We start from the raw sequence: 14261 nt of genomic DNA on the forward strand, positions 1-14261 counted from the left end.
TTTCATCGGGGGGACATCTATGAAGATTGGTACATTTGCAAAGCTTTTTCATGTTACGACTGATACCGTTCGTTATTACATTGAACTTGGATTATTAATACCAGACAAAAAAAACACTCAGTATCAAATGAACCAATTGTGCTTCGACGACATGACTTTTATTACTGAGCTAAAAAAATTTCATTTTTCATTGCTAGAAATCCAACGAATTTTATCGTATCGGCGTGTCACAAACTTCTCGGATCATGAGGATATCGACTACTACAACAACTTGCTCATTGATAAAAAGAACGAGCTGGCCAAGAAAAAAGAAGACATATCAAAAGCCATCCAATTAATTGAAAAAGCGGTTCAAACTAGCTCGCCTTCATCTGAAGAAGAGAATCTTACAGGGATCCCACTTTCCTTTGTAGATCTGCTCTATTGTCCGAAGTGCCACATTCCACTTGAAATGAAAGATGTAACGATTAAAAAAGTTTACATTCACACGGGGAGTTTAACTTGTTCCTGTGGATATGAGGCAGCTATCGAGGATGGTATTATCATTACCGCAAACTTGTACGAGACGTCCCCTTATCCATCTTATTTTTACGATAAAGAAACGATTAAAGAGATCAATCCCAAAATGATTAACTTATTTGAAAAAATTAATTTTCAGTTTCAAAAAGTTCTACAAAATATAGATTTGAAAAACAAATTAATCGTGGAAACAAACGTTGACGCTTTTGTGTCACTACCCAAATATATCGATGTTCTTGAAACGAGCGCGTCCTATGTATTCAGTGGCTATTCGCTTGCGATGCTCAAGAAGGTTAGAAACAGAATTGAGCGTATGAATCCGAAACCACGTGTCCTTTATATTTTGAATTCTGATTTAAATCTGCCATTAAAACCGCTTAGCATCGATGTTTTTGTGGATAGTTTTTCAGTAACTGATTTTTCACTGCTCAATCCGAAGTTCCCAATTCACGTTCTAAAAAACTATTTACATAGCAGTTCAACAATTGTCGGCGGATACTCGTATTATGATAGCTCGGCCAAATCCTTGAAAAATATTTCATCCTTATATCCAAATTCCCACAAGCGTATTTTATATCCAAAATACTTAGAAGAAAATTTATCAGTCAACGGATTTCAAATCATGCAAAGTGAAAATATCGGTTACTGTACAGATCCAGGACCTTATTTTGATTATCATGTAATAGACGAAAAATTCCACATGCTAATGTATTTGGCTAGTACGAAAAAATAGCACACAAAAAGAGGTTGTCCGAAAAGTAGGCTAGTTCACGGATGAGACAGCACCCTTGTAGCTAAAATCATGGTTAATCTGAAAAATGATAGCACAGGCATAAGCAGCTTTGAACTTCTTGAGCCAATCATGATAATTCACCAGATACAGGGATATACATACATTCGTACCTTAAAGATTATGGATTGACTAATCAACAAACATAACACACCACACTTCAACAAGAAAAAGCGCCATCACAAGTGACGGCGCTTTTTCTATGTAAGAGCTACTAGAAGGTATCCTTCTAGCCTACTCCCATTTATAAGTCCAAAATTGTTCAAGTTGCAGCCATTTTAATGTTGCTGCATCTTTATTTTTTATTTTTGCATGCGTGTCTTCAAGCATTGCTTCTGTTTGTGAACGGTGCGCGCCTAGTGCAGCTAACTTATGTTCAAATACTTCACTAATATTATTTACAACATCCGGTTCACCTAGTACAGCTTCACGATTTTTTGTAATTGCAACTGCATGAATGACTGGTCGCTCTTCTTTTGGCATACGTGATACAGCGCGAACTACAGCACGGCCAAATGCATCATGGTCTGGATGTACACCGTGCTCAGGATAAAATGTAATAATTCGAGATGGATTTACTTCTTGAATGATTGCTTCAATTTTGTCTGCAACGAAATCAACATCTTCAAATTCTAACGTTTTATCATGGAAACCGAGCATTCTTAAATCTTGAATCCCCATCGCTTCACATGCATCTTTTAATTCTTTTTCACGGATATTTGGAATCGTTTCACGGTTAGCGAATACATTCTTACCCATGTTACGTCCCATTTGTCCAAGAGTACCACATGCATACGTTACAGGTACTCCTTGATCTGTTAATAAGCGAATTGTTCCTCCCGCAGCAAATGCTTCATCATCTGGATGCGGAAATACAACAAGTACATGTCTCTCCATTCTTTTCCCCTCCTTCTTATTTAAATGGCGTTAAGCTTAATTCAAGCGCAACTGCTAGGCGGCCTAAATTATCATGTCCAGCTAGTAATAAACGCTCTTGATCATCTACTTCCCAATGCGTAATACCTTCAGCATATACCCATCCGTGATCCATTTTCAGACCAACTCGGTATGGGTTTGTTCCAGTTATCTTCCCGCGTTCAAAGCGGATAATTGCATTTCGAATGAAAGCACCAACTGTCATCATCTTTTCATTTATGTGTGATGCATACGCCCCGTTCGTCGTTTCTAAATGAATATATACATCTTTATTTACAAAACGTTCAATTTCATTTTGAATAAGAGAACTATCTTTTACTATTTCCATCGGAATTCACCTCTTTAGACCATTTTACGCAAAAATAATGTAAATTGCTATCTCTATATTAGAGGACAACGCTCACTTTTCCTAATAATTTGCACTGTGTTTTTTTTATTTTTTATATGATATGTAAAATCATCATTTTTTCTTTCACTTTGTTAAACAGTTTTCTTTCTTTTTTGAATTTGCTACAATATATTTTATGTAGAGGGATACATTTCGACAATTGAATACATAATTTAAAGAAGGTGACATGCTTGGAACATTCAGTACATGAAGTAGCAAATTGGCAATATTATTTTGCAATTGCCGTATTTTTAGTCACATACGGTTTTATTATTTCTGAGAAATTGAATCGTGCTGTAATCGCACTATTCGGTGCTGCTATTATGATTATTTTTGGAATCGTAGATTTACATACTGCTTTCACATCACATATTCAATGGGAAACAATCACTCTTTTAATCGGGATGATGATTCTCGTACATATTACGAGTCAATCAGGCGTATTTGAATTTGTAGCCATTAAAGCAGCAAAAGCAGCTGGCGGAAAACCGATCCGCATTTTATTATTACTATCCCTATTAACCGCTGTCGGTTCTGCATTTTTGGACAACGTAACGACCGTATTATTAATCGTGCCTGTTACACTATCCATTACACGTATTTTAAAAGTAAATCCTGTGCCTTATTTGATTTCAGAAGTACTATTTTCAAATATAGGCGGCACAGCAACACTAATCGGTGATCCACCGAACATTATGATTGGATCGGCTAATAAGCATTTAGACTTTAATGCCTTTTTATTAAACTTAGCTCCAATCGTACTTATTATTTCTATCGTTACATTAGGAATTATTTACTTCATGTATCGTAACAAACTAAAAACGACATCTGAGCAAATCGAAAAACTAATGGCATTAAATGAAAAGGATTACATTAAGGATCAAAGCCTCCTTTTAAAATCCATTACGATTTTAGGACTAACCATTTTAGGCTTTGTACTTCATTCTATTATTCATGTAGACGCTGCAGTTATTGCGATGACAGGTGCTACACTTCTTATGTTAATCGGCGCGAAAGAACATGAAATAGAAGATATATTTGCTCACGTTGAATGGGTAACAATTTTCTTCTTCGCTGGACTATTCGTTCTCGTTGGCGGGTTAATTGATATCGGACTTATTTCTTCACTCGCAAAAGAAGTACTTAACGTAACAAATGGTGATATCGGTTTCGCTGCTATACTTATCTTATGGGTATCTGGCATCGCATCTGCGACAATTGACAATATCCCATTTGTCGCAACGATGATCCCTCTTATTCAAGATTTAGCTACAGGACTCGGACTATCTGTCGATTCTCCGCAAATCGAAGTACTATGGTGGGCGTTATCTCTTGGAGCTTGCTTAGGAGGAAACGGAACGTTAATTGGAGCATCAGCAAACGTAGTCGTTGCTGGTATTGCAAAACGTGAAGGACATGGATTTTCTTATATGGACTTCTTAAAAATCGGCTTACCACTAACAATCATCGCATTATTATTATCACATGTTTACATATATTTACGTTACTTAATGTAAAGGACATGCTATTTACTTACCAACAAATGACGAAAAACTTTCAAACAATACAAAAAGGTATGCAGCACTACGCCGCATACCTTTTTCCATCACCAAAATATACCTATAATTGCTAATCCACCTAAAATAATCCCACCAATTTGTCCGATAATTGCTGGCGATAATTGAACACCTTTTCTCACTTCAACAACTGGTCTTTCGTGCCTTAGTTGCTGCACTTCACTTTGAAGTTGGTGTACACTTCCGTGCAATTCTTTAATTAGTTCTTTTAATTCAGCGACCTCTTCATTTACTGGTTTTGCTTTTTCTAAGTTCATTTTGCATAACTCCTTATAAGTTCAATCAGTACACTGTAAAAATTCGCCAATTATTGTTATATCTCCTGCATACTACATATATAATATGGAATGTATTTTTAATCTTGCAGCTCTATCCATTCATCCCGTAATATCCCCATAATCATACGATCAAAGCACTTTCCATCTCGCTGAACTGCTTCTCTCATACACCCTTCCATCTGAAAACCCATCTGTTTATACAGTGCAATGGCTGCTTTATTATAAGAAATAACGTCGAGGCCGACCCGGTGTAAATTCATTTCATAGAAAGCATACCTTAAAATAAGATGTATTGCTTCTCTTCCATATCCTTTTCCCCTATCATTTGCATCTCCTATTCCAATTGCTAATAAACCTGTTCTGTTATTCCACTCTATGCCATGAATTGCAACAAAACCAATTAAACGATCATCTTGAACCGTTCTTAACATGAAAGAAATACTATTTGATCTCCGCCCCTTTAATAGCTCATCAGTTGATATTTCATGTAAAGATTGCGGGAATGCTAAGTCTGTATCTACATTTCTTAAATACTCACTATCCTCTTGCCACACAGCCATTACTTCAGCATCAGTTCCTCTAATAGCTGATAATTTAATTGTTTTATCTTGAAAAAGATTCATTGTCATTTGAAACTCCCCTTTTTTTAAATAGCGGGGATAATTATTCTAACCTATTTATCCCCTTGTCCTTTGAACTGTTGTATGAACAGGATACTTACAATAAGCGCTGACATTGGCACATCTCCTCTACATTGAATTAACTTTATTGTATAGTTTTTTATTTATTCTAACAATAATAACAATAAAAAGACCCTCAAATTTAGAGGGCCTTTCCTAGCAACGAAACGATATTATTTTGTAAACATTTTCTCTGCTTCATCCATTGCCATTTTGCGACCTTTTTACGTGCTTGAAACAAGAATATAATATTATTTACATTAAAAAATCTTTTTGGAGGAAACGCCCCATGCAAGAAAGATATGAAAGAAAAAGATTTACTTATCTTTCTCCATATATTCTTTAATCTTTCGTTCTTCCCATTCTTTTCTGAATATCCCTAATGGAAGAGTTGTCAAACCATGTATAACAATACCTATTCCCCAACCTCCAAGTGGATATAAAAACCATAATTTACTTGAATCAGAGATTACATTTATTAAAAAAAGCATCAGATTAACTAGTATATAGAGCGTTAAATGAACGTAAAATGCTTTTAAATTCTCCACCCTTTTTTTAGCTCGTAAATAAATCTCATCTTGCTCCATCTTTAAACACCTCTTTCATAATTGTAATTTTTTACACTCGCTTCGATTTTAATATCATATTCTAATCGAAAATCTCTTATTCTCAAAAATTCACAAAATAAAAAAGATCGACTTCATTGTATATTTTTTGTTTATTCTAACAATAACAATGATAAAAAGACCCTCCAAATTTAGAGGGCCTTCCTAACAACAAGACGATATTACTTCGTAAACATTTTCTCTGCTTCATCCATTGCCATTTTGTTTCCTAAAGCCGAATAGTCAAGCCATGGTTGGTCATTAATAATGTATACGTGCTTACCTTTAACAGCTTTTAAGTCTTTCCAAATTGGTGTTTCTTGTAGTTGTTTAAATGCTGCTTTTGCTTTATCGTCTCTATTTACGACAACGAAAATCGCATCTGCGTCAAAGTCAGGTAATACTTCTTGTGAAATGACTTCGAAAGGACGGTTTCCATCAATTTTCTCTACACCATTTGCGGGTTGTAATCCTAAGTCTTGGAATAAAATTGGTCCCATCGGTCTTTTCGTACTAAATACACGTAATTCTTTTGCAGTAACGCGAATTGCCATTACTTTTTCGTTATTACCTAGTTCTTTATCTATTAAACTTTTTACTCGTTTTGATTGCTCTTCATAGCCTTGAATATATTTATCTGCTTCTTTCTCACGGTTTACAAGCTTACCAACTTCTTTTAAATGATCTCTCCACGTACCTTCATCTAAATTGAAAGCATGTGTTTTTGCAATCTTTTCGTATTTCGCTAAATCTTTGCCAGCATATTTTTCATCAACATAAATTTCAGATGGCTTTAATTGAAGCAATGCTTCCATATTTGGATCTGTTACAACACCGAGTTTCTTCGTATCTTTCAACTGCTCTTTCGCGTGTGGTAAGAAATCTTTTAAATCTCCACCAATAACAGAACCTACTGGTGTAATTCCTAATGCAAGTAAATCATTCGTTAAATGAATAGACATAGAAGCAATTTTTGGATCATTACTTTTTTCAGTTTTTTTAGTTGCCTCTTCACTAGATTTCGTTTGACCACATGCTGATAATACTAAAATACACATAATGCTAAATAAAATAGTAAGTTTCTTTTTCATATGTTCTCCTCTTTGAAGTGTTTATTTTGTTTTTGTAAGTAAATAAAGAAAATACGGTGCTCCTAAAGCCGCTACTACTACACCCGCTGGAATAGAATTTGGCTCGAATAAAGATCGACCTATCGTATCTGCGAGTACTAAAATAATCATTCCAATTATGCCAGCTAACGGAAGGGAATGTTGATATGTAGTACCTACTAACTTTCTTGCGATATGTGGAGACACTAAGCCAATAAAGCCAATCCCTCCTGCCATCGATACACTTGCGCAAGATAATCCAACCGCTGTAGCTAAAAGTAATAAACGTTCTTTTTGAACAGAAACACCAAGTCCTGCCGCTACACTATCACCTAGTGACAGTGCATTTAACGTTTTAGATTTTAGCCACGCGTACGGAGTTAGTATAAAAATCCAAGGTAATAGCGCAAGGACATGAATCCAATCTCTTCCCCACACGTTACCAACTAGCCATCTAGAAGCGAACGTATACGTCTCATCATTTAACTTGAGAGAGAAAAATAACGAAATCGCACTAAATCCAGCTGAAACTGCAATACCAACGAGAATAAGTCTAATGGGAAGTAAACCTTTTGACCGGTCACTCGCAAGTATAATAATAAGAAATGCAGCAAGCACTCCTCCGCCAAATGTAAATAACGGTATTAAAATTGATGCGCTCTCATTAATAGAATGAAAGAGAGTAACGAATACAATAAGCCCGAAAGATGCACCTGAATGCAGTCCAAGAATACCTGGATCTGCGAGTACATTACGAGATAATCCTTGCAAAATCGCACCGGAAACTCCAAGGCCGATACCTGCTAACATTGTGATTATAATTCTTGGCATACGATAATCGTATAGCACGGTTGCACTCTCAAAATCACCATAACCAAAAAGCGTTTGAATCACTTTGAGCGGTGCAATACTCAGCGTCCCCGTATTTAAGCTAATCAAAATTACAGCGATACTTATACATCCGAAAATTGTAGTTACAGTAATAGCCCTCTTTTTATCCGTGTTAAAAAGATCTTTCACTTATAGCTCCCTCCCAACTTTACGTGCTATATAGAGGAAGAACGGAACCCCAACAAGAGCTACCATAATTCCTATCGCAAGTTCTTTAGGAGGATTTACTGTTCTTGCCCCTAAATCAGCTAAAACTAATAACATAGCACCTAATAATGCTGACATAGGAATAATAAGCCGATAATTAACACCTACTAATTTTCTAGCGATGTGCGGAATTACAAGTCCTACAAACCCAATGGAACCAACAGCTGAAACAGATACACCTGCAAGAATGACTACTATAATCATCCCAAGTATTCTCGTTCGGTTCGTTTTTACTCCTAAATTCGTAGCAACATCATCCCCCATTGATATAAGTGAAATAGACCGCCCTAGCACTGTCGCAAAAACAATCGTTATGAGAATAATAGGCACTAAAAATTTCAAGTGGTCCCACTTTACTCCTGCAACACCACCAGCGTACCAAAACGCTAAATCTTGGCTTAGATCATAATAAATCGCGATACCTGAACTTAACGAATGTAAAAGCGCTGCCATAACTGCTCCTGCAATCGTTAGCCTCATCGGTGTTAACCCACCTGATGTTGCCGATCCGATAATAAAAATGAGTACTGTACTTAAAACAGCTCCCATAAAGGAGACAATCATTAAATAGGAATACGGCATATGCGGGAAAAAAGCAAAACTAAGTGCTACTACAAACATCGCACCAGCATTTATTCCGAGTACACCTGCATCAGCTAAAGGGTTTCGTGTTACCCCTTGCATAACAGCCCCAGCGACTGCAAAAGCAGCTCCTACAACTGCCGCGCCAATTACCCTCGGGAGCCTTAATTCATAAATAATTTGATGCTGCGTTAATTTTGGATTGTAATCAAAAACCGCTGCCCACACCATTTGTAAATGAATATCCTTTGCACCGAATGCAATAGCTAAAAATATAGACCCAATTAAACATAAAATTGTTAAGCTCATAAAACATACGAACTTAATATGTATCCAGCGATTATTGCCAGCATGTACAGTAGACTTATGTAACATGTTTCATTTCATCCTTTATATTCAGTTGTTTTTTATAATAATTTTTTATTTATAATCATTATTGATAATAATTATCATTTTCATTTAGATATTATATCCCCACTTTTTTTAAATAGCAAACTATTTTTTTACTTTGTTAAAATATTAAAATACTTATTACAATTCCCTTCTAAAACTTACAAATACATGCAAAATAGCGCGGTGTTATATTTTCAAATTTATAGTATACTAAGTTATTATTTTAATTTTCCAAATACGTATATCGAAGGTGAAAAAATGTTTTATGTAAAACAACTACTACACTTTACTTACGAACAAGCGTTATCCTGTTTGTTCCCTGTCGTTATTTTTTTAACACTCGCTGTATCAAAACTCGTTTCCATTCCAGGGTTATATCGCTATGACTTCATACTCATTGTATGTCTTCTTATGCAATATATAATGTATAAAACCGGACTTGAAACGAAAGATGAGCTGAAAGTAATTACTGTTTTTCATTTGATTGGACTTTTACTAGAAATATATAAAGTGCACTTTGGATCATGGAGTTATCCTGAAGAGGCGTATTCAAAAGTTTTAGGTGTTCCGCTTTACAGTGGTTTTATGTATGCGAGTGTCGCAAGTTACATATGCCAAGCGTGGAGAAGATTGCATTTACAAATGTATAATTGGCCGAGGGCTATTTTTGCAATACCGTTAGGAGCTATGATTTACTTCAATTTTTTCACACATCATTTTCTATATGACTTTAGATGGGTATTAACCTTACTTTTATTCATTGTATTCTTTCGCACATTTGTAGAATTTTCGTTACAAGGAGTTACATATAAAATGCCGCTCGTACTCTCATTTTTCCTTATTGGATTCTTTATTTGGATTGCAGAAAACATCGCAACATTTTTCGGGGCGTGGCAATATCCAAATCAACGGGAGGCATGGAATCTCGTTCACCTTAGTAAAATTAGCTCATGGTTTTTACTCGTTGTCATTAGTATTATGATTGTTACGCAGCTCAAGCATTTGAAGCAGTCAAGGGGATAATGCTTATTATATAAATACATATTATAAACAACTAACTTTCTTTGCTTGCTCAATAAAAAAACGAAATCCTAGACGGATTTCGTTTTTTTTGCTTTTTCAAATCTATAGAGCTTTAATAATACGTTCCATCGCTTTCATTTGACCAATATGATCCGCTTCATGATAAAGCATCATACCGTAAAGCTCTCCTACTGTTTCCAACCCTAAAAATGGCTCTGGAAGTTTATTTTCAAATGCTTCTTCTGGAATTGCATTAATACGCTCTGCTTGTTCTTTTAATTGAGACGTTAACACTTCTAATGATGGCCCTTCTGTTTCCCATTTAGATGGTCTTGATCCATATCCAAACATACCTGGATATTCAGTTGGTAAGTGTTTAAACTCTCTTCCAAACATGAAAGTTTCTGCTGCACTTAACACGTGACCGATATGCCAACGGATTGTGTTATTAAAGCCATCTGGCTGCGTATCCGCAGTTTTATCATCTAACGTTTCCATAAATTTAATTAATGCTCCACGTGTAATTTCAAATTGTTTCAAACCAACTATTCTATTCACTCTATCGTTCCCCTTTTTTATATACAATTTATTTATAAATCTACCAGAAACAATTAAGAAATACACTTAATATGCTTAGCGCACTCCGGCAATACGATAAAAAGGTACAACCCTCGTAAATATAGAATTACTTACCGTACAAACATTTCAGTAAACAAAAGAGGAGTGTAATTGCATGCTAGATGTTTTAAAACAACAATATAATCTTATTAGTTCTACAAGAGAAACTCTATTTACGTTTTTAGAAGAAATCCCATTAGAAAAATTGCACAGCACAGTTCCGAATTTCGGAAACGGTAGCATTATAAAAACTCATATTCATGTAGCTGATTGCTATCGATACTGGCTCGGATCATTCGCATTTAAGCAAAAACGAGCAGATTTTTCATTTGCTAGCGATTATGAAATTGAACATGCAAATGTCGAAAAGGTTCGCGCTAGATTTAAGTTAGTAGATGAGACTGTACAACGCTTTTTAGATGAATACAATGACCGTTGGCTCGAAAATATAGCAAATGAAGTAAAATGGCAAAAAGGACCTTGGAGTACAACTCCGCTATGGCTTTTAACTCATACGGAAACACATGAGTTTCATCATAAAGGACAAATTGTATCGATGGCTCGTCACCTTGGATTCAATCCTCCCGACACAGACCTTAGTTAGTTCAATGTTTCTAAAAAATGAACTACTATAACTGTCGCTAACATTATTTATGTAAGTGACAAGCCCCTTCATTACTTTTAATATTGTTTTATAGTTTTGTAAATTTTCTTGCGGCACAAACTTGTATTATATTTTAATTATGTTTGTGTCGTGTTCTTATTGCTTAGTTTCATATCCATAAAAAAATATATTAATATGTTTCCTTTTATTATTTCAGTTACCTAATCAATAAGAGTTTTTTTCTTCTTATTACCACTTTATACACAATAAAAACAAAAATTCCGAAAATAAAAGTTGAAAATGCTGGTAAAACTTTATCATTTGGCACGTACACACTCCAAAAAGAATTAAGAAGCGCATGAAAAATTAGACACATAAAAATACTTTTAGTTGCATTAAAAATTGTAGTGAATAAGAAAGATACGGCAATTGTCGTAATTATAAAGGCTATAAAATCCCTTTGAGTTTGATTCGTACCTGGAATAAACCATAACGGCCAGTGCCAAATAGCCCATATAACGCTCACAATAACCGTACTAAAAAATGCCGAAAACCTTTTCTGAAGGGCAGGTTGTAAGAACCCTCTCCATCCAATTTCTTCAAGTCCGCCACCAATGATCATTATTGGAAAACTAAGTAATGCCACGTATAATGGTTTTTGCATCGTTGCTCCACCAAATATCGTTGGAAGATAACAGCTAATAAAAGCTAGAACAACGATTAGAACATACCATACAAAGTGATGCCCAGAATTAACAATATTTTTAATAAACACTCTGAATTCTTCTTTTGATCCATATTTTTTCTTTAAACTAATTGCAATGATTGCCGGCATGTTTCCTCCGAAAACAAATAATATCATCGCTAACGGTGTACCAAATGTCGTAATGTTTAATTTTATTAAGCTAATTAATAACCCCCATAGTATCCATGTAAATATAAAAGTGCATATTACATATCGTTTAATCTCATTCCCCATTTACTTGCCTCCTTTATTTTAATTAGAGCATAAATTTAGAGATCTGAAAATCATTTATGCTAAATTATCCCAAAAATTAAAGAAACCTCCATAATTTATCAGTTTTTTATGGATAGGTCTACTCCCACCTACAGTCAAGGTTCGAAGTTGGAGTCTCACTATCCGTTAATACGGGATAAACGAACAAAAAGAAAGAGCATGTTTTGATGGGTTCTCAAAACATGCTCTTGTAAAGTGACAATAACGTTATTTAATTATTGTTTAACTGCGATGCAAATTAGTAGGAAATGCTTATTTCCCACTAAAAATATCTATAAAAAATTCATGTTCATTTAAAAACGGAATGAAAAGCAATAATAATAGTATTAGCAAAAAATTGGATAGTTCATTTTATTGTGTATAAAACATTTATTATTTGTTTTAGGTATACCATGCCATTATAAAATCTATGTAATATTGAAATAAGTTTAACCGTTCATAAAAATGATGTAGTGAAATAAACCTTTCATCCCATTTAGAGCAAGAATGTTTATATATTTAATTACTAACCTTAAGGAGAAATTTATAATGAGATTAGAGAGTGAAAGAATTTATTTAAGGCCTCTTTGTGAACTAGACGCGCCCGTTATATTAGAAAGTACAACGGATAAAGAAATACGATATATGACTGGAACCAAACCTACTTTTTCATTGGAGCAAATTAGGACACATATAGATAATATAAATAATGATTCAAGTCGCTATGATTTCGCTATTTGTCTAAAAGGCACTGACGAAATGATTGGAGAGTTGTCGATTTTAAATATCGATGAGGAGAACCAAAAAGCAGTATTCAGAATATCGATGATTTCTATTTCATTAACAGGAAAGGGATACGGAACTGAAGCTATAAAAATAGTTCTAAAGTTTGTTTTTGAGCAACTCACATTAAATCGTTTACAGTTAGAAGTATTTAGCCATAATTTACGTGGAATTAAAGCTTATGAAAAGGTTGGGTTTGTAAAAGAAGGAACCTTACGTCAATCCTTATTTTATAACGATACGTACTCGGATGAAATTATTATGTCAATACTCAAAAGTGATTATAAAAATATGCTATAAAAAACCGATACTTGTTTCATTCAAGCATCGGTTCTCTCTATACAAAAGTGCCATTTTTTCTTTCATATAAAACATATATTTCTCCACTTAATTCGTTGTAAAAAACTCCCTCGTTACATCAATAAATTGTTGTAAAGGAGCTGTCATCCATTTATCTTTATGCCAAGCGATTTGTGTATAGATTGGAGAGATTGAATCCTTTAAAACTAACTCCTTTATCGTCCCCTCTCGTATATCCTTTTCTACTACTATTGCCGGTAAAACGGCTATACCTAAATCTGCAATGACACATTGTTTAATTGCCTCGACACTAACAAACTCAATCTTATTTGCTGGGTATACATCTTCAGCACGAAATAGATCTTCAAATAAAGTTCGATACGAGCAACCTAGTTCTGTTAATAAAAGTGTTTCACTCTCTAAATCTTTTGTAGAAACGGAAGGTTGTTCAAGTAAACGATGCCCCGGAGCAGCTACTACTTTTAATTCTTCTTTCATAAGTGGCTCCACATGTAAAACATCTTCTGTTTTACATTCGTCCAAAATAAATACAAGATCTACTTTCCCCTCCATCAGTTGTTCCTTCGCATCTTTATTGGAATGAGCAGGTTTAAATATAAGCTTTATTTGAGGGGATTGTGCTTTAAACCTTTTTAATATGGAAGGAAGCCTGTATGTACATTGACTTTCTTGCGCACCAATTATTAACGTACCTGCTATTTCCTCATCATCTTTCACAGCCATTTTCGCTTCGTTACTGAGCGCAATCATCTTATCCGCATATAATTGAAACTTCCTCCCCGCTTCAGTTAAGAAAAGACGTTTTCCTAATCTCTCAAACAATGGCGTACCGAGCTCAGCCTCTAACGTTTTAATTTGTGCTGTTACGCTCGATTGGGCAAAGTTTAATTTCTTCGCAGTTTGGGTAAAATTCAAGCTTTCTGCAGCTACTTTAAATGTAATTAATTGTTTTATCTCCAT

16 protein-coding genes are annotated in these 14261 nt (G+C 34.8%); 5 read left to right on the forward strand and 11 right to left on the reverse strand.

Features of this window, described 5'->3' with window-relative positions; all coding sequences use genetic code 11:
* The first annotated feature begins 19 nt into the window (after positions 1-19).
* Positions 20-1252: a MerR family transcriptional regulator gene (locus ACTFQM_RS12605; RefSeq protein ID WP_440034599.1), complete on the forward strand. Its 1233-nt coding sequence runs from the start codon at positions 20-22 to the stop codon at positions 1250-1252.
* Between the two features lie 291 nt (positions 1253-1543).
* On the opposite strand, the gene bshB2 is transcribed toward ACTFQM_RS12605, so the two are convergent.
* The gene (gene bshB2, locus ACTFQM_RS12610; protein ID WP_025150465.1) at positions 1544-2206 is read right to left on the reverse strand and encodes a bacillithiol biosynthesis deacetylase BshB2; all 663 of its coding nucleotides are present in this window, start codon (positions 2204-2206) and stop codon (positions 1544-1546) included.
* A gap of 16 nt (positions 2207-2222) precedes the next feature.
* Complete coding sequence (locus ACTFQM_RS12615) at positions 2223-2573, reverse strand: YojF family protein (protein ID WP_000407045.1); 351 nt, start codon at positions 2571-2573, stop codon at positions 2223-2225.
* A gap of 251 nt (positions 2574-2824) precedes the next feature.
* Here ACTFQM_RS12615 and ACTFQM_RS12620 point away from each other — a divergent pair, with 251 nt between their 5' ends.
* Positions 2825-4150 (forward strand): ArsB/NhaD family transporter, encoded by a 1326-nt coding sequence (locus ACTFQM_RS12620; protein WP_242270412.1) that lies wholly within the window; start codon positions 2825-2827, stop codon positions 4148-4150.
* Between the two features lie 89 nt (positions 4151-4239).
* Here ACTFQM_RS12620 and ACTFQM_RS12625 read toward each other — a convergent pair whose 3' ends face one another.
* The 6 genes from ACTFQM_RS12625 to ACTFQM_RS12650 form a co-directional block, all read right to left on the reverse strand.
* Positions 4240-4467, reverse strand: a complete 228-nt coding sequence (locus tag ACTFQM_RS12625; protein WP_002172778.1) for a hypothetical protein — start codon at positions 4465-4467, stop codon at positions 4240-4242.
* A gap of 98 nt (positions 4468-4565) precedes the next feature.
* Positions 4566-5117 (reverse strand): GNAT family N-acetyltransferase, encoded by a 552-nt coding sequence (locus ACTFQM_RS12630; RefSeq protein ID WP_440034602.1) that lies wholly within the window; start codon positions 5115-5117, stop codon positions 4566-4568.
* Between the two features lie 368 nt (positions 5118-5485).
* Positions 5486-5755, reverse strand: a complete 270-nt coding sequence (locus tag ACTFQM_RS12635) for a 2TM domain-containing protein (protein ID WP_427294714.1) — start codon at positions 5753-5755, stop codon at positions 5486-5488.
* A gap of 200 nt (positions 5756-5955) precedes the next feature.
* Positions 5956-6864 (reverse strand): iron-hydroxamate ABC transporter substrate-binding protein, encoded by a 909-nt coding sequence (locus ACTFQM_RS12640; protein WP_440034604.1) that lies wholly within the window; start codon positions 6862-6864, stop codon positions 5956-5958.
* Between the two features lie 21 nt (positions 6865-6885).
* Positions 6886-7902 carry a FecCD family ABC transporter permease gene (locus ACTFQM_RS12645; protein ID WP_440034606.1) on the reverse strand — a complete coding sequence of 339 codons (1017 nt, stop codon included), beginning with the start codon at positions 7900-7902 and terminating at the stop codon, positions 6886-6888.
* A complete protein-coding gene (locus ACTFQM_RS12650; protein ID WP_440034608.1) occupies positions 7903-8937 on the reverse strand; it encodes a FecCD family ABC transporter permease in 1035 nt (344 codons plus the stop codon).
* Between the two features lie 276 nt (positions 8938-9213).
* Between ACTFQM_RS12650 and ACTFQM_RS12655 the strand changes: the two genes are divergently transcribed.
* Positions 9214-9978 (forward strand): DUF817 domain-containing protein, encoded by a 765-nt coding sequence (locus ACTFQM_RS12655; protein ID WP_025150456.1) that lies wholly within the window; start codon positions 9214-9216, stop codon positions 9976-9978.
* Between the two features lie 102 nt (positions 9979-10080).
* On the opposite strand, the gene ACTFQM_RS12660 is transcribed toward ACTFQM_RS12655, so the two are convergent.
* Complete coding sequence (locus tag ACTFQM_RS12660) at positions 10081-10536, reverse strand: DinB family protein (protein ID WP_025150455.1); 456 nt, start codon at positions 10534-10536, stop codon at positions 10081-10083.
* A gap of 175 nt (positions 10537-10711) precedes the next feature.
* Between ACTFQM_RS12660 and ACTFQM_RS12665 the strand changes: the two genes are divergently transcribed.
* Entirely contained in the window at positions 10712-11200 is a 489-nt protein-coding gene (locus tag ACTFQM_RS12665) for a DinB family protein (protein WP_440034610.1), read from the forward strand.
* Positions 11201-11417: 217 nt separating this feature from the next.
* On the opposite strand, the gene ACTFQM_RS12670 is transcribed toward ACTFQM_RS12665, so the two are convergent.
* Positions 11418-12179, reverse strand: a complete 762-nt coding sequence (locus ACTFQM_RS12670; RefSeq protein WP_328061665.1) for a CPBP family intramembrane glutamic endopeptidase — start codon at positions 12177-12179, stop codon at positions 11418-11420.
* Positions 12180-12746: 567 nt separating this feature from the next.
* Here ACTFQM_RS12670 and ACTFQM_RS12675 point away from each other — a divergent pair.
* Positions 12747-13280 (forward strand): GNAT family N-acetyltransferase, encoded by a 534-nt coding sequence (locus ACTFQM_RS12675; protein ID WP_440034612.1) that lies wholly within the window; start codon positions 12747-12749, stop codon positions 13278-13280.
* Positions 13281-13367: 87 nt separating this feature from the next.
* Here ACTFQM_RS12675 and ACTFQM_RS12680 read toward each other — a convergent pair whose 3' ends face one another.
* Positions 13368-14261, reverse strand: coding sequence for a LysR family transcriptional regulator (locus tag ACTFQM_RS12680; RefSeq protein WP_440034614.1), 894 nt, complete (start codon positions 14259-14261; stop codon positions 13368-13370).

Source organism: Bacillus cereus group sp. MYBK30-2 (assembly GCF_051915945.1).
GTDB lineage: Bacteria > Bacillota > Bacilli > Bacillales > Bacillaceae_G > Bacillus_A > Bacillus_A paramycoides.